Source organism: Speluncibacter jeojiensis (assembly GCF_029589495.1).
In the GTDB taxonomy this organism is placed as follows: Bacteria; Actinomycetota; Actinomycetes; order Mycobacteriales; family Mycobacteriaceae; genus Speluncibacter; species Speluncibacter jeojiensis.
On sequence record NZ_JAAIVF010000002.1, the window covers coordinates 70,818 to 93,464 of the forward strand.

At 69.9% G+C, this 22,647-nt stretch carries 24 protein-coding genes and 1 pseudogene; 9 read left to right on the forward strand and 16 right to left on the reverse strand.

Annotation, left to right across the window (positions count from 1 at the left end):
• Positions 1-32: 32 nt before the first annotated feature.
• Positions 33-1,454, forward strand: coding sequence for an ABC1 kinase family protein (locus G4X40_RS07520; RefSeq protein WP_277831445.1), 1,422 nt, complete (start codon positions 33-35; stop codon positions 1,452-1,454).
• On the opposite strand, the gene G4X40_RS07525 is transcribed toward G4X40_RS07520, so the two are convergent.
• Genes G4X40_RS07525 through G4X40_RS07545 form a run of 5 tightly spaced genes read right to left on the reverse strand, consistent with a single transcriptional unit; the run spans position 1,451 to position 5,223 of the window.
• A complete protein-coding gene (locus G4X40_RS07525; protein WP_277831446.1) occupies positions 1,451-1,807 on the reverse strand; it encodes a hypothetical protein in 357 nt (118 codons plus the stop codon). The genes G4X40_RS07520 and G4X40_RS07525 overlap by 4 nt on opposite strands.
• The gene (locus G4X40_RS07530) at positions 1,804-3,114 is read right to left on the reverse strand and encodes a DUF58 domain-containing protein (RefSeq protein ID WP_332844328.1); all 1,311 of its coding nucleotides are present in this window, start codon (positions 3,112-3,114) and stop codon (positions 1,804-1,806) included. Before G4X40_RS07530 ends, G4X40_RS07525 begins: the two co-directional genes overlap by 4 nt.
• Positions 3,111-4,091, reverse strand: coding sequence for an AAA family ATPase (locus G4X40_RS07535; protein WP_277831447.1), 981 nt, complete (start codon positions 4,089-4,091; stop codon positions 3,111-3,113). Before G4X40_RS07535 ends, G4X40_RS07530 begins: the two co-directional genes overlap by 4 nt.
• Positions 4,088-4,570: a hypothetical protein gene (locus G4X40_RS07540; RefSeq protein ID WP_277831449.1), complete on the reverse strand. Its 483-nt coding sequence runs from the start codon at positions 4,568-4,570 to the stop codon at positions 4,088-4,090. Before G4X40_RS07540 ends, G4X40_RS07535 begins: the two co-directional genes overlap by 4 nt.
• Entirely contained in the window at positions 4,558-5,223 is a 666-nt protein-coding gene (locus G4X40_RS07545) for a DUF4129 domain-containing protein (RefSeq protein WP_277831450.1), read from the reverse strand. The genes G4X40_RS07540 and G4X40_RS07545 overlap by 13 nt, the downstream gene beginning before the upstream one ends.
• Positions 5,224-5,929: 706 nt before the next feature.
• Here G4X40_RS07545 and G4X40_RS07550 point away from each other — a divergent pair.
• Positions 5,930-6,658, forward strand: coding sequence for a hypothetical protein (locus G4X40_RS07550; RefSeq protein WP_277831452.1), 729 nt, complete (start codon positions 5,930-5,932; stop codon positions 6,656-6,658).
• A 98-nt stretch (positions 6,659-6,756) separates the two neighbouring features.
• Here the strand turns inward: G4X40_RS07550 and G4X40_RS07555 are convergent, their stop codons facing one another.
• Complete coding sequence (locus G4X40_RS07555) at positions 6,757-7,611, reverse strand: SDR family oxidoreductase (protein WP_277831454.1); 855 nt, start codon at positions 7,609-7,611, stop codon at positions 6,757-6,759.
• Positions 7,612-7,725: 114 nt separating this feature from the next.
• Here G4X40_RS07555 and G4X40_RS07560 point away from each other — a divergent pair, with 114 nt between their 5' ends.
• On the forward strand, positions 7,726-8,121 hold the full coding sequence (locus G4X40_RS07560; protein WP_277831456.1) for a winged helix-turn-helix transcriptional regulator: 396 nt from the start codon (positions 7,726-7,728) through the stop codon (positions 8,119-8,121).
• A gap of 110 nt (positions 8,122-8,231) precedes the next feature.
• Here the strand turns inward: G4X40_RS07560 and lpdA are convergent, their stop codons facing one another.
• Positions 8,232-9,632 carry a dihydrolipoyl dehydrogenase gene (gene lpdA, locus G4X40_RS07565; RefSeq protein ID WP_277831457.1) on the reverse strand — a complete coding sequence of 467 codons (1,401 nt, stop codon included), beginning with the start codon at positions 9,630-9,632 and terminating at the stop codon, positions 8,232-8,234.
• Between the two features lie 69 nt (positions 9,633-9,701).
• A complete protein-coding gene (locus G4X40_RS07570) occupies positions 9,702-10,283 on the reverse strand; it encodes a cadmium resistance transporter (protein WP_277831458.1) in 582 nt (193 codons plus the stop codon).
• 39 nt (positions 10,284-10,322) lie between these two features.
• Here G4X40_RS07570 and G4X40_RS07575 point away from each other — a divergent pair, with 39 nt between their 5' ends.
• Positions 10,323-12,404, forward strand: a complete 2,082-nt coding sequence (locus G4X40_RS07575) for a prolyl oligopeptidase family serine peptidase (RefSeq protein ID WP_277831460.1) — start codon at positions 10,323-10,325, stop codon at positions 12,402-12,404.
• Between the two features lie 70 nt (positions 12,405-12,474).
• Here the strand turns inward: G4X40_RS07575 and G4X40_RS07580 are convergent, their stop codons facing one another.
• The 7 genes and pseudogenes from G4X40_RS07580 to G4X40_RS07610 form a co-directional block, all read right to left on the reverse strand.
• Entirely contained in the window at positions 12,475-12,600 is a 126-nt protein-coding gene (locus tag G4X40_RS07580; protein WP_277831461.1) for a hypothetical protein, read from the reverse strand.
• A gap of 171 nt (positions 12,601-12,771) precedes the next feature.
• Positions 12,772-12,897: a hypothetical protein gene (locus G4X40_RS07585; protein WP_277831462.1), complete on the reverse strand. Its 126-nt coding sequence runs from the start codon at positions 12,895-12,897 to the stop codon at positions 12,772-12,774.
• A 211-nt stretch (positions 12,898-13,108) separates the two neighbouring features.
• Positions 13,109-13,300 (reverse strand): annotated as a pseudogene (locus tag G4X40_RS07590) (esterase family protein); the annotation flags it as partial.
• Positions 13,301-13,565: 265 nt separating this feature from the next.
• A complete protein-coding gene (locus G4X40_RS07595; RefSeq protein WP_408642148.1) occupies positions 13,566-14,645 on the reverse strand; it encodes an alpha/beta hydrolase in 1,080 nt (359 codons plus the stop codon).
• Positions 14,646-14,997: 352 nt separating this feature from the next.
• A complete protein-coding gene (gene groL, locus G4X40_RS07600) occupies positions 14,998-16,623 on the reverse strand; it encodes a chaperonin GroEL (protein ID WP_277831464.1) in 1,626 nt (541 codons plus the stop codon).
• A gap of 227 nt (positions 16,624-16,850) precedes the next feature.
• Positions 16,851-17,639 carry an HAD-IIA family hydrolase gene (locus G4X40_RS07605; RefSeq protein ID WP_277831466.1) on the reverse strand — a complete coding sequence of 263 codons (789 nt, stop codon included), beginning with the start codon at positions 17,637-17,639 and terminating at the stop codon, positions 16,851-16,853.
• A gap of 21 nt (positions 17,640-17,660) precedes the next feature.
• Positions 17,661-18,362, reverse strand: a complete 702-nt coding sequence (locus tag G4X40_RS07610) for an EthD domain-containing protein (RefSeq protein ID WP_277831467.1) — start codon at positions 18,360-18,362, stop codon at positions 17,661-17,663.
• A 168-nt stretch (positions 18,363-18,530) separates the two neighbouring features.
• On the opposite strand from G4X40_RS07610, the gene G4X40_RS07615 reads away from it, so the two are divergent.
• A complete protein-coding gene (locus tag G4X40_RS07615) occupies positions 18,531-18,983 on the forward strand; it encodes an SRPBCC family protein (RefSeq protein WP_277831468.1) in 453 nt (150 codons plus the stop codon).
• A 49-nt stretch (positions 18,984-19,032) separates the two neighbouring features.
• On the opposite strand, the gene G4X40_RS07620 is transcribed toward G4X40_RS07615, so the two are convergent.
• Complete coding sequence (locus G4X40_RS07620; protein WP_277831469.1) at positions 19,033-19,278, reverse strand: DUF2249 domain-containing protein; 246 nt, start codon at positions 19,276-19,278, stop codon at positions 19,033-19,035.
• Positions 19,279-19,457: 179 nt separating this feature from the next.
• Between G4X40_RS07620 and moeA the strand changes: the two genes are divergently transcribed.
• From moeA to G4X40_RS07640, 4 genes are all read left to right on the forward strand, one after another.
• Positions 19,458-20,651, forward strand: a complete 1,194-nt coding sequence (gene moeA, locus G4X40_RS07625; RefSeq protein WP_277831470.1) for a molybdopterin molybdotransferase MoeA — start codon at positions 19,458-19,460, stop codon at positions 20,649-20,651.
• A 1-nt stretch (position 20,652) separates the two neighbouring features.
• Positions 20,653-20,937 (forward strand): GlsB/YeaQ/YmgE family stress response membrane protein, encoded by a 285-nt coding sequence (locus tag G4X40_RS07630; RefSeq protein ID WP_277831471.1) that lies wholly within the window; start codon positions 20,653-20,655, stop codon positions 20,935-20,937.
• A gap of 120 nt (positions 20,938-21,057) precedes the next feature.
• Entirely contained in the window at positions 21,058-21,771 is a 714-nt protein-coding gene (locus tag G4X40_RS07635; protein ID WP_277831473.1) for a phosphatidylserine decarboxylase, read from the forward strand.
• Positions 21,768-22,646 carry a CDP-alcohol phosphatidyltransferase family protein gene (locus G4X40_RS07640; RefSeq protein ID WP_277831475.1) on the forward strand — a complete coding sequence of 293 codons (879 nt, stop codon included), beginning with the start codon at positions 21,768-21,770 and terminating at the stop codon, positions 22,644-22,646. The genes G4X40_RS07635 and G4X40_RS07640 overlap by 4 nt, the downstream gene beginning before the upstream one ends.
• The last annotated feature ends 1 nt before the right edge of the window (position 22,647 follow it).

The following is a 22,647-nucleotide window of genomic DNA, read 5'->3' on the forward strand; positions in this document are numbered from 1 at the left end:
CGGCCTCGGGCCTTCACCCATCGGGATCGACTGTGTCAGAAAACCCCATCGTGCCGCCGGAACCGCTCGGCCCCTACGCCTTCGGCCCGCCGCCCGCGGCGCTGACGGTGACCAAACCGCAGCTGAGCAGGTTCGGCCTGACCGAACTGTCGCGGGCTGTCGTCGTCGCGGTCGTGTTGGTATGGAGCGTGCTGCGCGCGGTGCTGGGCTGGCCGCTGCGCCGCCGCAGGCGGGGGCTGGCGGACGCGGCTTCCGAGGGCGTGGTCGACGCATTCGAACGACTCGGCCCCACGTTCGTCAAGCTCGGTCAGCTGATGGCGTCCTCGTCGGGCGTGTTCCCGCGCCCGCTCGCCGACGCCTGCCTGCGGTGTCTGGACGACGTCCCACCGGTGCCGGCAGCCCAGGCGCGCGCGGTCATCGAGGCCGATCTGGGCCACCCGATCGACGAGCTGTTCCGCAGCTTCGACGACACCCCGCTGTCCGCCGCGTCGGTCGCGCAGGTGCACGCCTGCGTCCTGCAGGACGGCCGGGAAGCGGTCATCAAGGTGCAGCGACCGGACATCTTCCGCCGAATGCTGGTCGACCTGCGCACCGCCTACGCCGGCGCGCACCTGCTCGAGCGACTGCACGAGTTCTTCCGCATCGCCAATGCCACCGCGATCATCCGTGACCTGCACGCGGCGACGATGACCGAGCTCAACAGCGCCGTCGAGGCAGACCGTCAGACCCGTTTTCGCGGTGCGCTGTGGAGCTTCGGCGACAACCGGCACGTGACCGCTCCCGAGGTCTACTGGGAGTACTGCGGACCGCACGTGATCTGCATGGAACGCATGCACGGAGTGCCGCTCGACCGGTTCGACACGCTCCGGGAGTCCGGCGTCGACACGCAGATGCTGATCCGGCGTGGGGTCAAGGCCTGGATCGAGTCGATCACCCTGCACGGGCCGTTCCACGGCGACGTGCACGCCGGCAACCTGTGGGTTCTCGACGACGGGCGGATCGCGTTCCTCGACTTCGGCATCGTCGGCGAGTTGCCCGAGGTGTGGCGCGCGATCTTGCGCGAGATGTTCTACGCGACGCTGATCGACGGCGACTTCTCCCGCGTCGCCGTCGCCATCCGCGGCCTGGGCTACACCAGCGAGGTCGCCGCGTCCGACGCCCAGGTGGGGATGCAGTTGCAGTCGGTGCTGGCGCCGGTGCTGGCCGGCGACCTGGCCTCGCTGCGGCTGAGTGACCTGATCATGTCGCTGGTGAACATCGGCAAGATCTGGGGTGTCGCCAGCCCCGAGGAACTGGTCCTGTTCGGCAAGCAACTCGGCTACTTCGAGCGGTACGCCACCGAACTGGCCCCGGACTGGGTGCTCGGCCAGGATCTGTTCCTGTACCGGAACGTGTTTCCCGAGGCGGTGGCGAAGAAGGCCGCCGACCTCGGTATCGAGCTCCCCGACGACTAGCGTGGACCCTCGACGCGGGTGGGTCGGGGTGACCGCGGCGGGTAGACCGAAACGGCGGACGCGTACGCCGCCACCGCCGCCAGCGGAGCGAGCACCGGCAGCCAGCCGACGCCGCCGGACAGCCCCGACCCGACCAGCGCGCCCAGTGTGACCGCCACCGCGCCCGGTACCGGCCCCCGCAGCGACGCGATCACACCGGCCCCCTGCCGCCGGGTGACCGACACCAGCACCAGCACCGTCACCACACCCGCCGCCGCGACCGCACCGGCCGGCGCGGGCACGAAGGCGAACACCGCGATCTCCGCCAGCGCCACCGCGGTGACCGCTGCACGGACGATCGCGCGCCCCGTCATGGGTGCGCCGTCCGCCGTTGCCGGCGGGGCCGGGACCGGACCAACGGGATCAGGGCCTGTTCCAGCGAAACCCCCTCGGGCCACTCGACCACGTCGACGCCGAGCGCCCGCAGATCACGGTGCATGGCCGTGCGTCCCAACCGCCACATCTGCGCGGTGAGCGGGTCGAGTTCCTCGGTGAACGGGGCGCCGCGGAGCACGTCGATCAGCACCACGGCGTGTCCCCGCGACCGCAGATCGAGCAGCGCCAACGTGAAGGCGGTCTCGAGCAGGGTCGTGAACGCGAACACCAGCGCTCCGGGCGGCACGGCGGGACGCGGGGCGAGTGTGCCCTCCGCGGCGCCCCGCGCCGACTCCCCTGCACCTGGATATCCAGCGTCCGGATATCCAGCGTCCAGGACGGTGTCGAGGACCCGGTAGAACTGCCGTCGGCCGATGTCGGGACCGAGCCACCGCACACGGCCCCCGAGCGCCACCACCCCGGCACGGTCCCCGATCTGCAACGCACTCTGTACGACCTGCGTGGCACCGCGGACGGACCACTCGAGGCCGGCGGCCGCGGGACCGGGCGCCGCCGGATAGGCGTCGATGAGCGCGACGACGTCCGCGGCGCGATCGGTGTACCGCTCGGTGATGTGCAGCCGCCGGCGCCGCGCGCTGACCGCCCAGTTGATCGACCTCAGCTGGTCGCCGGGCAGATAGCCGCGAATGTCGGCGTACTCGACGCCGAGGCCGTGGTGGGCGGTGAGATGGGTGCCGATGCGGGCGGGCAGCTCGATGCGCGGGATCGGCGCCTCCCCCGGCGCCACGGTCGGATACCCTCGGATCTGCGCGACCTCGAACCGCTCGGTCGCGGACAACAGTCCCCCGGCCGCGGTGGCAGCCAACCTCACCACCACCGGGTGCCGACCCCACCGCTCCACCCGCACCCGCAAGGTGACGGCGCCGACGTCGCTGCCGCTCGCGGCACGCACGGTCAGCCCGGGCCGCGGCTCCGGTTCGACCGTCCACTCGGTCCGGTCCGCCCCGACCGCGAACGGCACCTCGACGGTCTCGGCCTCGAAGCAGCGCAGGGGCGCACCGGCGACGACGACCCGCGCACGCGCGGGCGGGCGGCGCAGCCATCCGGCCGAGGCGAGCGCGCCGAGGAACGGCGCGGCGTAGACGACCAACGGCCAGTGCCCCGACAGCACCGCGCCGGCCAGCGCGACCGCCGCGACGGTGGCCAGGGTCCGTGCCGTCGTCGACGTCCGCCAGTGCAGCGGCAGGTCCCACTGCGTCGCAGGCCGGGTCACGGGCTGGTTCACGAGCCGGGCCGTTCGGTGCGCGGTACCGGGACCAGGTGCAGCAACTCGTCGACCACCTGCTGCGGGTGGATGCGCCGCACCCACATCTCCGGCCGCAGGCTGATCCGGTGGGCGATCACCGGTGGCGCCAGCGCCTTGACGTCCTCGGGGATCACGTAGTCACGGCCGGCGAGCAGCGCCCGCGCGCGTGCCGTCTGCACCAGGTCCAGCTCCACCCGTGGGCTGGCGCCGACCTCGACCTGCGGGTGGCTGCGCGTCGCCTCGGCGAGGGTGACCACGTACTCGAGCACGTCGTGGTGCACGAGCACCTGCTCCACCGACTCCCGCATGGCCAGCAACCCGGCGGCATCGACAACGCAGCCGACCTGGATCCGCTCGGATCCGCGGTCGAGCCGGCGCCGCAGCATCCTTACCTCGTCGGCCCCGGACAGGTACCCGAGCCGGATACGCATCGCGAACCTGTCTAGTTGCGCCTCGGGTAGCGGGTAGGTGCCCTCGTATTCGATCGGGTTGTCGGTGGCCAGCACGATGAAGGGGCGGGGCAGTTCGTGCGTGGTGCCGTCGATGCTCACCTGCCCCTCGGCCATGCCCTCGAGCAGCGCGGCCTGTGTCTTCGGCGGTGTCCGGTTGATCTCGTCGGCGAGCACCAGGTTGGCGAAGACCGGCCCGGGGCGGAACTCGAAGCGCCCCGACTGCATGTCGTAGATCGTGCTGCCGAGCAGGTCGGCCGGCAGCAGGTCCGGGGTGAACTGCACGCGGGTGAACCGCAGCCCGAACACCTGCGCAAAGGACCGGGCGATGAGCGTCTTGCCCAGGCCCGGCAGATCCTCGATGAGCACGTGACCGCCGGCGAGCATCCCGATCAGGATCTGGGTGAGCTGGTCGCGTTTGCCGACCACCACCCGCTCGAGTTCGGCGAGCACCGCGGTGGCCCGGGCCGTCGTGGTGGCCGCGTCGGAGCGATCGGTGACGCTCACAGCCGCTCCAGCCGGTCGAGGATCCGCGACAACGCCGCCCGGCCGGGGCCCGGCTCGTCGCGGGCCGCGGATCCGGCGGCGGCGACATTCGACGGGTCCACCCACGGCCACAACTCCGGTCCGAACAACAGCAGCCCGGTCGCCGGTTCGTCGAGCGTGCGCAGACCCGCCGACTGGGCCAGTTCGCGCGCGAGCAGCGGCCGCAGGTGCCGGTCCCAGTCACCGCGGGTCCCGTCCGACCATTCGAGCAACGACCGGGTGCGGGCCGACCACTGGCCGAGCACCTCGGCGCGCTCACTCCCCTCGTCGGCGTCGGCGGCCGTCCGTTCGCGACCGGAGAACCCGGCGTGCAGGGCGGCCAGTACCAGCGCGACCACCACCCCGGCGACGATCAGCATCCGGTCGCGGTGCCCGACCGCGGCCGCGGCCCCCTCGGCCACCAGGACCGCGCCGAGCCCGGCGACCACTACGGCACGCACGCCCGGCTCCTCAGGTCGTCCAGCGTCGCGCGCAGCAGGGACGCGGCCAGCGCGCGGTGCCGTTCGGTCATCGGGTGGGCGCTGAACCGCGCCTCGCTGAACAGCCGCACCAGGGCGGCCGCCGACTCCTCCCGCACGACCCCGCGCGCCACCGCCCGGGCCAGCACCTCCGTCGGCGTGTCCGATTCCTGCGGCGCGGCGTCCGCGGTTCCCGCCAGTGCGGCCTCCATCGCGGCGTAACAGGCGATGATCGCGGACCGCGCGTCGAGCTCCGACGCCGCGACGACAGCCAGTCCCAGTTCCGCAGCGCGGGTGAGGTTTTCGTGTTCGGAAGCGGGATGCGACGACACAGCCGGGACCACGGGTACCGCGTCCGCACCCACGCGCCGACGACCGAGCAACGCACCTGCGGTCATCAGCGCCAGCAACGTGGGCAGCGCGATCAGCGACACCGTCCACAGCGATCCGCTCCCGGTCCGCGGCGGCGCCTCGACACCGTTGGCGTCTCGCGCGGTGGTGCCGGACGGCGCGGGACGGTCGATCTGGGAGGTCGACGACGCGGACGGTGGCCGTGCCGGGGTGCCGACCACGTGCCCGATCAGCGGCAGCAGCAGTGCGCCGGTCAGCACCACGGCGACTGCGGCGATCCCCACGAGGTCGCGGCGACTCCACACGTGGGCAGTCCGCCGCCGGACTTCGTGGTTGACCGGTAACCGGCCTCTCGGGCCGGTATGCGCCCGTGCGACGAGGGCCGCAATCAACACCGCCACAGACAATCCGAGCAGCGAAGCCAACACCACCACCGCGCTTTCCCCGCCTGCGGCGCCCCGACGGGGTGCGGGCGGCGGAAACTGTACGCGCAGCGCCGCCACGGCCAGGCCGATCAGCGCCACGAGCCCGATCAACCGCACCACAGCCACCACCGAGGCACGCACCGGCATCGATGCCGCTGCCGGTGCCGGTGCCGGTTCCAGTGTCGGTGCCGGTGTCAGGGCCGTCGGCCCCGTTGACGGGCGGTTCCGGTCGATCAGCGTGGGCGTCCCACCCCCTCGTCGGTTCTCATCCGACCGATCTGTGGTGATTTTCCCACCAAACTCGGGCCGTGACGCGCGCTCGGGCCGAACAGGGCGGCGCGTGCGGGTCCGTGCCGACAACTGCGCGCCCGCCACCGGTCGGCCGACAGAACACTGAAGATTATCTGTGAGCTCTGGTCACAGATGTTCTATGACCTTCCACATCACCAGGCATTTCGCATTGCGGCATGTAGCCGCGGTCACTACAAAAGTTTCGTGCGATCGGGGTCACAACGCGCGTGACCACTCCGCGCAATCCATTCCCCAGCCCCATTTGGAGGGTTTCATGTCCCGTACCCCGATGCGCCGCATCGCCTCCGCCGCCACCGCCGCGGCTCTCGCCACCGCCGGGGTCGTCGTCGGTGTCGGGCTCGGCACCGGCGTGGCCTCGGCCGCCGGCACCTGCTCGGCGACCAGCCACCTGACGAAGAACGACGCGAGCACGCTCGGCATGACGATGACCTACGACAAGACCGTCGCGCCCGCCTCGGTTGCGACGAGCGTCCCCCAGACCGTCACCTACAGCATCGTCGTCGGCACGACCAGTGGCGCCGCCAACCCGTACGTCAACGCCATCACCGACTTCCCGCCCACCGGGTTCGGCGCCCCCACCACCGTGACCGTGAGCGCGTACCACATTCTGCAAGGCCAGCAGACCGCCACCGTGACCGCCGAGCCGGCGAACGGCGGCTACCAGGTCACCAACTCGGGATGGTTCGTCAACTCGGGCAACCCGGTGACCGCGAACTTCACCTACAACGTCCCGTCGAACGTGACGCTCGGCCAGGCGGTCACCTCCGGTGGCGCGAACGTGTCCGGCACGGAGGGCGTCACCAACTCCATGCCCACACTGACCGCCTGCTTCGCCGTCGGCGCACCGAACGCCGGGCAGGCGGTCACCGGCAGCCTGGCCAACAACGGGCTCGGCTCCTCCCAGGGCGGGCTGAGCTCCACCGGTTCGGTCAGCGACATCCTCGGCAACGCCATCAGCAAGGGCATCGAGGGCGTGATCTGACAGCGCGGTGAAAGTCACGGGTCCCCCGCCGAGACGTCCATTGCAGACGGCGTCTCGGTCGGGGGACCTCACCGTCCGGAGCCGGACCGGCGTGACTGCTACAGCGCCGCGCCCAGGACGTCGAGCACCGGGGTGGACTCCCGGCCGATGAGCCGCTGCAGGTCGCCGCTGTCGGTGTCGAGCGCACCGGCAGCGATACCCGCGTCGGAGCCGGCCAGCATCTCGGCGTAGACGGCGGGCACACCGGCCGCCTCGAGCACGACCTGAAACTCGGCCACCGGAAGATCCTGGTAGACAACCGGCTTCGCGGCCGCCTCGGACATCTTCCCGGCGAGGTCGGTCAGCGTCAGTCGCTCGCCACCGCCGAGTTCGTAGATCTTGCCGGCCTCGCCGTCGGCGAGCAGCACCGCCGCGGCCGCCTCGGCATAGTCCGCGCGGGCCGCGCCGGCGACCCGACCCTCTCCGCCCGCACCGGCCAGCACGCCGCGCTCGACGGTGCCCGCCAGGCCGGTGACGTAGTTCTCCCAGTACCAGCCGTTGCGCAGCAGGGCGTGATCGACGCCGGACTCGGCGAGCAGCTTCTCGGTGGCCTTGTGCTCGACGGCCAGCGACAGCGGACTGGTCGGCGCATGCAGCACCGATGTGTAGGCGATGAATCCGACGCCGGCGTTCTTCGCGGCCTCGATCACGTTGGCGTGCTGGGCAAGCCGCTCACCCATCTCGCTACCCGAGATCAGCAGCAACTTGTCCACGCCGGCCAGCGCCGCCTTCAACGCGACCGGATCTCCGTATTCGGCGACGCGAACCTGCACGCCCTTGGCGGCAAGGTCGGCCGCCTTGCTCTCATCGCGGACCACCGCGACGAGGTCGCCGGCCTGCGCTCCGCGCGCAAGCAGGGCTTCGACGGTGAGACGGCCGAGATGTCCGGTCGCTCCGGTGACGGCGATGGTCATGACAGTTCCTCCAAAAGTGCGAGCGAATGCTTTCCTGACATCATGCACTTATTTTTCGTAAGTGTAAACTGATACATATGTACTGACTGATCAACCGGTAGTAACCTGGGGCCCATGAGCGCCCCCGACCAGCCCGTCTCCGAACCCGGCCCCGACTTCGCCGCCGACGTGTTCGAGCGCGCATGCCCTTCGCGCGAGGTTGTCCACACGGTCACCGGACGATGGGGAGCGCTCGCCCTGGTCGCACTGGGCGAGGGGCCGTACCGCTTCGGCGCGCTGCGTCGCCGGGTGGACGGCGTGAGCGAGCGGATGCTCGCCCAGAGCCTCCAAGCACTGGAGCGGTCCGGCTTCGTCCACCGTGAGGTCCTCGTAACGATCCCCCCGAAGGTCGAGTACAGCCTGACCCCGCGGGGCGAGCAGGTTGCGGCGCACCTGCTCTCGCTCGTCGAGCTGATCGAGTCGCAGATGCCGGAGATCCTCACCGACCAGGAGCGGTACGACCGCCGCTGACACAGGCCCGCGAACGGACAGCGCTGCGGCGCAAGAATGTTCACGGGACGCGACGAGGGCGCCCGACCGTGTGGTCGGACGCCCTCGTCGCGTCAGGTGCCTGCGGCGACCTAGAAGTTGATCATGTGACCGGCCAGGCCGTGGATGGCTTCCTGCAGCGCCTCCGACAGCGTCGGGTGCGTGTGCACGTTGCGGGCCAGCTCGTTGACCGTGAGGTCCCACTTCTGCGCGAGCGTGAGCTCCGGCAACAGCTCGGACACGTCGGGGCCGATCAGGTGCCCGCCGACGAGCTCGCCGTGCGTCTTGTCCGCGATCAGCTTGACGAAGCCGTTCGGGTCGCCGAGGCCGTGCGCCTTGCCGTTGGCGGTGAACGGGAAGGTCGCGACCTTCACGTCGTAGCCCTCGGCGCGGGCCTGCTCCTCGGTCAGCCCGAAGCTGGCGACCTGCGGCTGGCAGAACGTCGCGCGCGGCATCATCCGGTAGTCGCCCAGTTCCAGCGTCTCCGCGCCGGCGATCGTCTCGGCCGCCACCACGGCCATCGCCTCGGCGACGTGCGCGAGCATGAGCTTGGCGGTGCAGTCGCCGATCGCGTAGACGTTCGGGACGTTGGTGCGCATGCGCTCATCGACGCGAATGGCCCCGCGCTCGAGCTCGACACCGGTGTTCTCCAACCCGAAGCCGGACACGTTGGGCGCGAAGCCCACCGACTGCAGCACCTTGTCGACCACCACGGTCTCGACCGCGCCGGACTTGTTGTCCTTGATCGCGACGGTGACCTTGGCGCCGTCGTCCTCGATGGTCTGCACCGCGGCGCCGGTCTTGATCGTCACGCCGAGCTTCTTGTACGCCTTCGCGATCTCCTTGGAGACGTCGGCGTCCTCGTTGGGCAGTGCACGGTCGAGGAACTCGACGATCGTCACGTCCACGCCGTAGTTCTTCAGGACGTAGCCGAACTCCATGCCGATCGCACCGGCGCCGACGATGAGGATCGAGCCGGGAAGGTCGCGGGTGAGGATCTGCTCCTCGTAGGTGACGACGTTCTTGCTCAGCGACGTCCCGGGCAGCAGCTTGGTGGTGCTGCCGGTCGCGATGATGACGTTGTCGAACGTGACGGTCTCGGTGCCGCCGGCACCGAGCGCCACCTGCAGGGTGTGCGCGTCGACGAAGCTTCCGCGTCCGTCGTACTCGGTGATCTTGTTCTTCTTCATCAGGAAGTGCACGCCCTTGACGCGCCCGTCCGCGACCTTGCGGCTGCGGTCGAACGCCGCCCCGAAGTCGAAGCTCGCCTCGCCGGAGATGCCGAAGGTCTTGGCTTCCTTGGTGAAGATGTGCGCCAGTTCGGCGTTGCGCAAGAGCGCCTTCGAGGGGATGCAGCCCACGTTCAGGCAGACACCACCCCAGTACTTCTCTTCGATGATGGCGGTACTCAGTCCCAGCTGGGCAGCCCGGATCGCGGCAACATACCCACCTGGGCCGGCACCGAGGACAACGACGTCATAGTGTGCGGCCACAAGCCCCGAGCGTAGACCTGCCGCCGGGCACTGTCCCTGCTCGGTACCGTTACCCGCCGGTAACCACGATCAGCCGAGCACGAGCACACTCACACCGATGCCGATCAGTACCACCGGCAGCAGCACGCGGTCCCAACGCGCCAGCGCCCGGGCCACCGGTGCACGCCCCGCAACGAGGATGCCGAGCCCGCACCAGACGCCCACGAGCACTAGGAACACGGCCGCGTATCCGGCGATGTCGAGCGCCGGTCCGGAGCCGAACACCGGGATGTACACGCTCAGGTTGTCGCCACCGTTGGCCAGCGTCACCGCCGCGACCGTCCACACCCCCGGACGGCTGCGGACCAGCCCGCCGCCGTCGAGCACCGCGCCCGCCGTCCGCCACTCGCGCCAGACCAGCCGCAGCCCCAACACGAGCGGGAGCAACCCCGCGAATCGGACGGCGCCGCCGGGGAGCATGCCGATCCCCAGCCCGCCCACCGCCGCGACCACGAGGATCCCGAGGAAGCCCAGGTACTGCCCGACGACGATCCGCAACTGCGCGGGCGGTTGTCCGACCGCGCGCCCGAAGAACAGTGCCAACACCACCAGGTCGTCGATGTTGGTCACGACGAACATGCCGAAGGCCCGCCCGATCAGCGCCAGATGCACCTGCCACCCTCCGCCACCCGACCCTGCACAATGTGCATCATGGCAGGCGAAAGCGGCGTCGACGCCGGCAATCTCGATCCCGAACACGATCCGTACCTGTGGCTCGAGGAGGTCACCGGCGACCGCGCGATGCAGTGGGTGCGCGCCCAAAACGACCGCACCTGCACCGAACTCACCGCGACCGCCGAATTCACGAGCCTGCAGGCCGACCTGCTCGAGGTCCTCGACACCGATGCCCGGATCCCCTACGTGCGCCGGCGCGGCACGTACCTCTACAACTTCTGGCGCGATGGCGACCACGTTCGCGGCATCTGGCGCCGCACCACCCTCGAGTCCTATCGCACCGAGACGCCGGTGTGGGACGTGCTGATCGACCTGGACGCACTCGCCGACCGTGAGGGCGAGAACTGGGTGTGGAAGGGCGCCAACGTGCTCCGCCCCGGCTACGAGCTGGCCCTGGTCACCCTGTCCCGCGGCGGCGCCGATGCCGCTGTCGTGCGCGAGTTCGATCTGCGCACAAGGGAGTTCATCGGAGTCGATCGCGGCGGCTTCGCCCTGCCGGAGGCCAAGTCGGACGTCGGCTGGATCGACTCCGACACGATCTATGTGGGCACCGACTTCGGACCGGGCTCGCTGACCGACTCGGGCTATCCGAGGGTGATCCGACGCTGGAGCCGTGGCACCGACCTGGCCGAGGCACCGACGGTGTTCGAGTGCAAACCGGAGGACGTCGCCGCGTCCGGCTGGTTCGACCCCACCCCGGGCTTCGAGCGAAGCTTCGTCGAGCGCGCCGTCGACTTCTACAACGCGCAGCGCTGGCTGCTCACCGACGACGGCGACCGGGTGCGCATCGACACCCCCGAGGACGCGGAGATCTCCGTCCGCAAGCAGTGGCTGCTGGTGTTCACCCGCTCACCGTGGACCGTGGCGGGCACCGAGCATCCCCCGGGCACGCTGCTGGCCGCGGACTTCGAGGAGTATCTGGCCGGAGCCCGCGACCTGACTGTGGTGTTCGCACCCGATGAGCACACCAGCCTCGAGACCTACGCGTGGACGGCCGACCACCTGGTGCTGGTGACGCTGCACGACGTCCAGACCGGGCTGCGCATCGTCAACCCCGGCACCTGGACAACGCGGCCGTTCGAGGGGCTGCCCCGCGCCGCCACGATCGAGATCACCGGTACCGACCCGGATCGCAGCAACGAGCTGTTCCTCTCCGCGAGCGGATTCACCCAGCCGTCGACGCTGCTACGCGGCTGCATCGACGCGGACGACCTCGCGGAGCAGCCGCAGCCGATCAAGCGCGCACCCGCCTTCTTCGACGCCGCCGATCTCGACGTCACCCAGAACTTCGCCACCTCCGCGGACGGCACCGCTGTGCCGTACTTCGTGGTCCGGCGTGCAGGGGTGCCGGCAGGTCCGACGCTGCTGTACGGCTACGGCGGGTTCGAGATCTCGCTGACCCCGTCCTACAGCGGGATCAACGGTCGCGCCTGGCTCGCCCGGGGCGGCACCTATGTCGTCGCGAACATCCGCGGCGGCGGCGAGTACGGGCCGGCCTGGCACACCCAGGTGCTGCGCGCGGGCCGGCACAAGGTGCACGAGGACTTCGCGGCGGTCGCGCGGGATCTCGTCGCGCGGGGGGTGACCACACCCGAGCAACTCGGTGCGCAGGGCGGCAGCAACGGCGGGCTGCTCATGGGCATCATGGTCACGAGATACCCGGAGCTGTTCGGGGCCATCGTGTGCCAGGTCCCGCTGCTCGACATGTACCGGTACCCGCAGTTGCCGGCCGGCGCATCGTGGATTGCCGAGTACGGCGATCCGTCCGATCCGGATGAGTGGGCGTTCATCCGCGAGTACTCGCCGTACCAGAACGCGCGCGCCGACCGCACCTACCCGCCGATCCTGATCACCACCTCTACCCGCGACGACCGGGTGCACCCGGGCCACGCCCGCAAGATGGCCGCGCGACTACAGGAGCAGGGTCACCCGACCTGGTACCACGAGAACATCGAGGGCGGCCACGGCGGCGCCGCGGACAACAGCCAGCAGGCGTTCAAGTCCGCGCTCGCCTACGAGTTCCTGTGGCGCCACCTGGGCGGCGGCGCGGACAACTAGTCGGTGGTCGGCGTTCTGATCGATGCCCGGGCCCTCACCGAACCGGGCATCGATCAGAACGTGAAACCCGTCAGAACGTGAAGCCCAGCGCGTCCTTGATCGCCCAGAACGCGTTGATCAGCGGCACCGTAAGGTCGGAGGATCCCCCGGAGGATCCGTTGCTCGACCCGTTCTCCGCCGCACTCACCGGCGCCATGCGCTACTCCCATCACCTTTTCGTCGACACGCCGTGTCGACCACATCAAACTCGCCCGTCACTCTAGTACCATTTCGGGCCCTCCGGACAGCCCCGGCTGCCCGAACACACCTCGGGGCCTGCACGCGTGCGCGTGCAGGCCCCGAGAAGGTGCGTGGGCGACCCCGTCGGCTAGGCGGATCCGGTACCGCTGGTGCCACCGGTCGCGCCGCCGGTGCCCGTCGACCCGAATCCCGAGAGGGCGGTGAACAGGGTGCCGAGAGAGGTGAAGATGGTGCCGAAGCTGGACGAGGACATGAGGTCTCCTAGAAGGATGCGTCTGGATTTCTCTGCACCATCCCTGCTAGGCGGTGCACCACCATTTCTACCCAGCCGCGCACCGCTTCGCAGTCCCCTCGGGCCTGTTTCAGACCATCCGCCCCGTTTTCTGTGAACGTTCACAGAAACGCTGTCACCAGCGCGGATTCCGCGTACAGGGCGCTCCCGACACCCGATCGGGGCCGGCGCTTCAGGCTCCGATCGACGCGCCGATCATCGGCCACGCCTTGTGCAGCGCGTCCTGCCGGTACCCCCACGAGTGGGTGCCGGTCGGGGTGAAGTCGAAGGTCGCCGGGATGCGGAGCGCGTCCAATCGGGTGGCCAGATCGTGCGTGCACTGATCCGTCGCCGCCTCGATCACCCCGCCGACGATGATCTGGTCCAGTCAACTCCTGAAAGCAGGTCTGGAAGGTTCGCGGATGCGGTCCGGGACCAGGCGGACGGCGAGGAACTGACCGCGTCGATCGCCATGATCGAGTTCATCAGCGGCAGCAGATTGATCATGCCGAGCAGGCCACCGCCCGCACCGCCAGGCCTCACCTACGACGAGGACCCGCGCACGGTGTGCGCGGGTCCTCGCTGCGACGGGTGTCGTCCGGTGCCGGATGCCCCGGCTCTCAGACGTCCGGGCGTCCGATGCTCACGTGTCAGATGTTCATCGACTTGGCGATCATCGGCCACGACTGGTGCAGGTCGTCCTGCCAGTATCCCCACGAGTGGGTGCCGGTCGGCTTGAAGTCGAAGTGAGCCGGGATCTGCAGCTTCGCCATCTTGGTGGCGAGTTCGTGCGTGCACTGGTTCACCGCGGCCTCGATGACACCGCCGACGATGATCTGGTTGGCCAGCGTCGGCACACTGCCGTTGATGCCGGGGCCGTTCAGGTTGTCGTGCGGCCCGGGCAGCCCGCTACCCGAGGTGATCCACAGCGCGATGTTCTTGCCCTTGAGCTTGTCGATGTTGACGTAGGCGTCGTTCGCCTTCCAGTCCGGCCCGCCGACCGGTCCCCACATGTTGGTGACGTCGCCGCCGCCGCGGCTGGCCACGACCAGCTTGACGTAGTCCTGGCCGGGCTGGGTGCTGGTCTCGGCGCAACCGCTGTAGGCGCCCACCGACTTGTACAGGTCCGGGGCGTGCTCGGCGAGCGAGAGAACCGACGAGCCGGACATCGACAGCGCGGCGATCGAGTTGACGCCGTTGGTGTTCAGCGCCGAGTTCACGATCGACGGCGCCTCCTCGGTCAGGAACGTCGTCCACATGTTCTTGCCGAGGACCGGGTCCGTCTTCTGCCAGTCGGTGTAGTAGCTGAACGCGCCGCCCACCGGGGTGACCACGTTGACGTTCTTGTCCTTGAAGAAGTTGACGATGTCGGTCTGCGCCTGCCAGGTCGCCGAGTCCTCGCCGCCGCCCGCGCCGTTGAGCAGGTACAGGGTCGGCCGCGGCGCGCTGGTGTCGGCCGGGGTGATCACCTCGAGCTGGATGATCTTCTCCATCGCGGCCGAGTAGACGTAGAGGTTCATCTGCCGGCCGTCGACCTGCTGCACCTGCTGCAGGTAGGAACCGTCGGACGACTTGACCGCCCGAGCCTGGACGGTGGCGGCCGTGTCCGCGGTGACCGGGTCGGCGGATGCGGTGTAGCCGGCGCCGAGCAGCGGAAGGACCACGATCGCGGCGGCAGCGGCTGCGCGTGCCGACAACCTCGACATCGTCCTGGTCTTCTTCCGTGGCATCCGTCGTCTCACCTTCGTCTTTGCCCGCGGGTCGCAGGCATTCTCGTCGAATCGATCACAGCAGTTATACCCGACCGACCTGAATGGGTCGTTCAGACGACTCGGGGTCGGCAGACGGGCCGCGCGCACGACCTACCCGAGGCGTGCACACAAACGGCCCGTCCAGTGCATCGCACCACGACACCCCCGGTGTTACGTCAGGTTCGGGACGATGTTCAGACGATGCACAGACCCGGTCATGGCCGGGCACAAGGCCGGGGCCCCGAACGAGGCCGGAACCGAGGAAGCCCGGGACACCGTGCGGTGCCCCGGGCTTCCCGGTTACCTGAGCTCAGGCGTTCCGATCGTCAGATCAGAAGTCCATGCCGCCCATGCCGCCGGTCGGGTCGCCCATCGGTGCGGCGGCCTTCTCCGGCTTGTCGGCGACGACAGCCTCGGTGGTCAGGAACAGCGCCGCGATGGACGCCGCGTTCTGCAGCGCCGAGCGGGTCACCTTGACCGGGTCGTTGATGCCCGCGGCGAGCAGGTCCTCGTACTCACCGGTGGCGGCGTTCAGGCCGCTGCCGGCGGGCAGGTTCGAGACCTTCTCGGCGACGACGCCGGGCTCGAGGCCGGCGTTGAAGGCGATCTGCTTGAGCGGAGCCGACAGCGCGACGCGCACGATGTTGGCACCGGTGGCCTCGTCGCCCTCGAGCTTGAGTCCGTCCAGAACCGGCGAGGACTGCAGCAGGGCCACGCCACCACCGGCGACGATGCCCTCCTCGACCGCAGCCTTGGCGTTGCGGACGGCGTCCTCGATGCGGTGCTTGCGCTCCTTGAGTTCGACCTCGGTCGCGGCACCGGCCTTGATCACCGCAACGCCGCCGGCCAGCTTGGCCAGGCGCTCCTGCAGCTTCTCGCGGTCGTAGTCCGAGTCCGACGCCTCGATCTCGGCGCGGATCTGGTTGATGCGGCCGGCGATGGCGTCGGAGTCGCCCGCGCCCTCGACGATCGTGGTCTCGTCCTTGCTGACGACGACCTTGCGGGCCTGGCCGAGCAGCTCGAGACCGGCGGTCTCCAGCGACAGGCCGACCTCTTCGCTGATGACCTCGCCACCGGTGAGGATGGCGATGTCGGCGAGCTGGGCCTTGCGGCGGTCACCGAAGCCGGGGGCCTTGACGGCGACCGACTTGAAGGTGCCACGGATCTTGTTGACGACCAGGGTCGACAGGGCCTCGCCCTCGACGTCCTCGGCGATGATCAGCAGCGGCTTGCCGGCCTGGATGACCTTCTCCAGCAGCGGCAGCAGGTCCTTGACCGTGGAGATCTTGGAGCTGACCAGCAGGATGTAGGGATCCTCGAGCACGGCCTCCTGACGCTCGGCGTCGGTGGCGAAGTAGCCCGAGATGTAGCCCTTGTCGAAGCGCATGCCCTCGGTGAGCTCGAGCTGCAGGCCGAAGGTGTTGGACTCCTCGACCGTGATGACGCCTTCCTTGCCGACCTTGTCCATGGCCTCGGCGATGAGCTCGCCGATGGACGAGTCGCCCGCGGAGATGCCCGCGGTGGCCGCGATCTGCTCCTTGGTCTCGACCTCCTTGGCCGACTTGAGCAGCTCGGCGGTGACCGACTCGACGGCCTTCTCGATGCCGCGCTTGAGGCCGAGCGGGTTGGCGCCGGCGGCGACGTTGCGGAGGCCCTCGCGGACGAGCGCCTGAGCCAGGACGGTCGCGGTGGTGGTGCCGTCACCCGCGACGTCGTCGGTCTTCTTGGCGACCTCCTTGACCAGCTCGGCGCCGATCTTCTCGTAGGGGTCCTCGAGCTCGATCTCCTTGGCGATGGAGACACCATCGTTGGTGATCGTGGGGGCGCCCCACTTCTTCTCGAGCACGACGTTGCGACCCTTGGGTCCCAGCGTCACCTTGACGGCGTCGGCGAGGCTGTTCAGGCCACGCTCGAGGCCGCGACGTGCCTCTTCGTCGAACGCGATGATCTTGGCCATTGCGAAGTGATCCTCCGGATGATTCGGGGTGACACCCGAGGACGACCACTTGGCTGGTCGTCCTGGTAACGCTTCCGGCCGGGGTCAGTGCCCGCGACGGACGACCAGGGGTGTCGATGGACCCGGTCTCACCGTCCCGACCTGGCACTCAGCTGTTGCGAGTGCCAAGTGCCATTTTTAGCACTCAGGTCGGTCGAGTGCAAGGTTCCGGGAGGCTGCACCGGCACTCAGCCGGCGAGGCTCTCGAGCAGCGTCGGCAGGTCCGCGACCGAGTCGATCACGTGGTCCGGCGCCACTCCCGCCCGTGCGAGGGTCTGCTGCCGGAACTTGCCGGTCCGCACCAGCACGCCGGTGTACCCCACACGCTGCGCGGCAAGCACGTCCGAGTGCAGGTCGTCGCCGATCATCACGAGCCGGTGCGGGCTCACCCCGATCGATGCGGCGGCGGTGACGAACCCCGCGGCCGACGGCTTCCCGACCGCGGTGATCTTCGTGTTCGCGGCCTGCTCCATCCCCGGCAGGTACACGCCGGTGTCGATCCGCAGCCCGTCGGCCGTCGCCCAGGTCAGGCCCCGGTGCATCGCGACCACCGGCACGCCGTCGAGCATCAACGCGACCACCCGGCTCAGCGCCAGGTGGGTGAACTCCGGTCCGGCGCCACCGAGTACCACCACGTCCGGCCTGGCGCCGTCCTCGACCGTCTCGACGGACCCGAGGTCATCGCCGATGTCGCCGCTGTTGAGCAGCAGGCAGCGCGCCCCGGGATGGTTGCCGCGCAGATACTCGGCGGTGAGCCGGGCGGCGGTGACGATCTCGTCGGGCGTGACGGGGATCCCGCAGCCGGCGAGCATGGCCGCGATGTCCGCGCGCGACCGCGAGGTGGTGTTGGTCAGGAAGACGCGTCGCAGGCCCCGCTCCCGGACCGTCTCGACCGCCCGGTCCGCGCCGGCGATGGCCCGGCCCGACGTGGTCAGGACGCCGTCGATGTCGAACACGACCCCGTCGATGCGCGCCATCGGTCGAGCCTAACTCCGGTCTCAGCTGCGGGCGAACGGCGACAACGTCACGTATCGGCTGGTGGGCACCACGTCGATGCCCTCCTGCCCGCCGAAGGTCGCGACGCTGTCCAGCATCGCGTGCACCCGCTGCCGCAGTGCCGGCTTGTCCCCGGCGGCCACGTCGTAGAACGCGTAGGGATCCGACAGCGCGGCCGTGGGGAACAGTTCCTCGACGATCGCGTCGGTCGGCGGCGCATCGGGCGTGACCGCGCGGACCACCGCGTTCTGCACGTATCCGAAGGTGCTCTGCGTCTCGATCGCGACGGCGGTGTGCCGACCCTGCCAGTTCTCCAGCCAGTTCTCGCGGTCGAGGGAGGACGGCCGGCGCAGCAGCGAGATCTGGGCGAATCCTTCGTCGCGCGCGCCCGGCTGCCCGGCCGGCGGCGCCAGCGGGACCGATTCGGTGACGAGGTAGCCGGCGATCCGCGCCGCCGCCGCACCGAGCACGTCCTCGACCGCCGTGCGTTCGGGTGCGGCCACCGAGTCCAACCACACCGACACCAACGCCGAAATCGGCTCTCCGGATGCGATCCGCACCGTCGCATCGGCCACCGACCCGTCGGCGACGTTGACCTGGAGTCCCCGCACCCCGGCTGCGACCACCTCCCGGGCGACCGGACCCAGCAGTGCACTCGCGAACGCCTCCGGATCCTCCGACGGCGCGGCCCACAGTGTGTACACGACTTTCTCCACAGGCCCACGCTCTCACCTTCGGGACCCGTCCGCGAGGTCCGTCCGACCCTGCGAGACCGAGACGGGCAACATGGTGCGGGCGCGATGCGTCCCGGCTCACACCTAGAATGCCGCAGTAGCTGTAACCGACAGTTTCACTCGAATGGGAGAACACCCGTGACCAACACGTTGACGGCCACCATCGACATCGACGCGACACCCGAGCAGGTGTGGTCGATCGTCTCCGATCTCAAGCGGATGGGCGAGTGGAGCCCGCAGTGCCGCAAGATGCGCGTGTCCGGCCCGGTCGGTCGCGGCGCCAAGACCTTCAACCTCAACCGCAGGGGCCTGCTGGTGTGGCCGACCACCTCGAAGGTGGTGGAGTTCGAGCCGAACCGCAAGCTCGCGTTCCGCATCAACGAGAACCGCTCGGTGTGGAGTTACGAACTGATCGCGTCCGGCGCCGGCACGACCGTGACCGAGACGCGGGAGGCTCCCAACGGCACGACGGCGATCTCCCGGTTCTTGGTCGACAAGCTCATGGGCGGCACCGAGGGCTTCGAGCGCGAGATGGTCGAGGGCATGAACGCCACCCTCGCCCGCATCAAGTCCGAGGCCGAGGCCCGCTGATCCCACACCCACGCACGACCCGCGAGAGGGGCCGCTGCACGCGCCGGCGTCAGGCCGCCGACTCGGTGCGGCCGATGCGCACCCGCCAGGTCAGCGGCCCCTCTTCCAGGTAATCCCAGGTGAACTGCCCGGTGTGCTCGGCCTCGAACTGGTAGTACAGCGGTTTGGGGTCGTGGTCGTTGACCAGGACGAATCCCTCACCGGGAGTGAGTGCCAGGTAGTTCTCGAAGATCAGTTCGTGCCGACGACGCGGCTCCTCGGTCCGCACGTCCACGATCTTGTTGGTGTCCGCCATGCCGGCTCCTTCGTCGAACCATTGATTCAGAGGAAATCTTTCCTCTTTATCGGGCGGGAGGCCAGGGACTTTGGACTCTCGATTCCCGCGCCCGCTCCCCAGACCCGGTCCCCGACCCGACGGCGTGCGCGGACGGCCCGCTCGCCGCCCTGCACGACGCCGCCCTGCACAATGTGGCCATGCGTTCCGTCGCCGAACACCGGTCGATCGTCGCGGACCTGCTGCGCCCGCGCCCCCTCGTCGAGTCGCCCCTCGCGGAGGCGCTGGGCCTCGCGTCCGCACGTGACATCACCGCACCGCTTTCCCTGCCCGGCTTCGACAACTCGGCCATGGACGGGTACGCGGTCGTCGCGGCCGACGTCGCCGCCGCAACCGACGCGACGCCGGTGCGCCTGCCGGTGGCAGCGGACATCCCGGCCGGCCGCGTCGACGGCCCCCCGCTGCGACCGGGCACCGCACACCGGATCATGACCGGCGCCCCGGTGCCGCCGGGTGCGGACGCGATCGTGCCGGTCGAACTCACCGACGGCAGCACCGGGACCGTGGCCTTTTTCGGCTCCACCGAGCCGGGCCGTCACATCCGTCTCGCCGGCGGCGACGTCCGCGCCGGTGAGGTCGTCCTGACCGCGGGCCGGTGTCTCGGTGCGCCACAGCTGGGCCTGCTCTCCGCGCTCGGGTTGCCGACGGTGACGGTCTTCCCGCCGCTGCGAGTGCTTGTCCTGTCCACCGGCAGCGAGCTCGTCCGGCCCGGCGAACCGTTGCAGCACGGGCAGATCCACGAATCCAACGGCATCATGCTGGCCTCCGCGGTCCGCGAGGCCGGCGCGCTCGCCGAGCAACGTGCGTTCGTGGCCGACGACCCGGACGCCTTCCTGTCGGCGCTGCGGTCCGCGGACGTCGACCTCGTCCTCACCTCCGGCGGGGTCAGCGCCGGGGCGTACGAAGTCGTCAAGGACACTCTGTCCACGCGCGGGGTCGAGTTCGCGAAGGTCGCCATGCAGCCGGGCATGCCGCAGGGCGCCGGGATCTTCGACGGCGTGCCCATCGTCACGTTGCCCGGCAACCCGGTCAGCGCGCTGGTCTCGTTCGAGGTCTTCGTCCGGCCGGCGCTGCTGCGCGCCATGGGCTTCGCCGACACCGAACGGTCCCGGTCGGTCGCCGAGCTGACCCAGCCGGTCCGCTCTCCGCAGGGCAAGCGGCAGTTCCAGCGCGGCGTACACGACCGCTCCGCGGGGACCGTGCACCCCATCGGCCCGCCCGCCTCGCACCACCTGCGCTGGCTCGCCGCCTCGAACTGCCTGCTGGAGATCCCGGAGGACGTCACCGAGATGCCGGCCGGCGCCACGATCTCCGTGTGGGACCTGGACGACTGACGTGCTGCCGTTGTCACCGGTGGCCTGGGTGGTCTGCGGGGCACTGGCCGGCTGGGCCGCAGCGCGTCTGATCGGCTTCGACCGGCCCCTCGGACGCGTCGCCGCGGCCGCGGCCGCGCCGGTGATCGGGGTCCTCGGCGGGCTGCTCGGCGGCGGGCTGCTGTGGCTCTTCGGCGCGCAGGTCCACCAGTTCGGGATCCTGGGCAGCGCCCTCGCCGCGGTGTTCGGTGCGGTCCTGCTGCTCTGGCTGGTCCGCACGATCGCGGGAGTGGGCCGACCGCGCTGAACGGGCCGCCGGTCGACTGGCACAATTGTGGGCAAAGCAACACCGTCCGACACGGCGCATCCGCGCCGACACCGAGACCGAGGGCGCCACTGCGCCACCTCGCAACCCGATGAGGAGACCGTGGCCCGCCGACCCAAGCCACCCGGAACCCAACCCGACACCTCCGCGGCCCACGTGGTCGAGCTGGTTCGCAACACGGTGCCGCCGATGCACCCGGCCGGGCTGCCGTTCGTGCTCGGCCCGCTCGCGCTCGCGGTCCTCGGCCGCCGGTCCACGCTCGTGCGCCGCGCCGGGCTGCTCGGCGCAGGGGCCTGCGCTGCGTTCTTCCGCAACCCGAACAGGGTCCCGCCGAACCGTCCCGGTGTCGTCGTCGCCCCGGCGGACGGCGAGGTCGCACTGGTCGACACCGCCGCTCCCCCTGCAGAACTGGGCATGGGCACAGACCCCCTGCCGAGGGTGAGCATCTTCCTGTCCGTGCTCGACGTGCACACGCAGCGCAGCCCGGTCGGCGGGGAGGTCCTCAAGGTGGTGCACCGCAGGGGCCGCTTCCTGTCCGCGGACCTACCGGAGGCGAGCGAGGCGAACGAGCGCAACTCGATGCTGCTGCGCACCCGCTCCGGGGCCGAGGTCGCGGTCGTGCAGATCGCCGGTCTGATCGCCCGTCGCATCGTCTGCGAGGCGAAGGTCGGTGACCGGTTGCCGATCGGGGACACCTACGGTCTGATCCGGTTCGGCTCCCGGGTGGACACCTACTTTCCCGCGGGCACCAAGCTGTTGGTCGAGCGGGGGCAACGCACCGTCGGTGCCGAGACCGTGCTCGCAGAACTGCCGTGAACGTCGCCGTCGGCAGGGGCCGTGCACCGGGCATCCGCCTGTTGCCGAGCGTCATCACGATCCTCGCATTGTGCGTGGGCCTGTCCTCGATCAAGTTCGCGCTCGATCACCAGCCGGGCAGTGCGCTGGCGATGATCGCGGGCGCCGCGGTGCTCGACGCGCTCGACGGCAGGCTCGCCAGGCTGTTGTCGGCAACGACGAAGATCGGCGCCGAGTTGGACTCACTGTCCGACGCGATCTCGTTCGGTGTCGCACCGGCGATGGTCCTCTACATCACGCTGCTGCAGCCGAATTCGCTCGGCTGGGTGATCGCGCTGGTCTTCGCGGTGTCGATCGTGTTGCGGCTGGCCCGGTTCAACACCCTGCTCGACGACGACACGGTGCCGGCCTACACCCGCGACTTCTTCGTCGGGGTGCCGGCCCCCGCCGGCGCGCTGATCTGCATGGTGCCGATCGCGGCGCTGCAGCAGTGGGGACACGGCTGGTGGACCAACCGGTACGCGGTCGCCGCGTGGATGCTGGTCACCGCGGCCCTCGTGGTCAGCCGGGTCCCGACGTTGGCGATGAAATCCATGTCGGTACCGCCCCGGATGGCCGCGCTGCTGCTGGTGGGTGTCGCCTTGGTCGCGGCCGGACTGATCACATACCCGTATGTCGTCCTGATCGTCCTCGTGGCGGTTTATCTGGCGCACATCCCGTTCGCCATTCACAGCAAGCGCTGGGTGGCCGCACGGCCCGAGACGTGGGATTTCAAACCCTCCGAACGCCGGGCGATCCGGCGCAGCTCGGACGGATCGAACGCCCGCGCGGTGCTCCGGCTCGGCATGCGCCGGCCCCGTCGCCCCGTCCGGCTCGCGGGGCGCGGGAAGCGCTGAG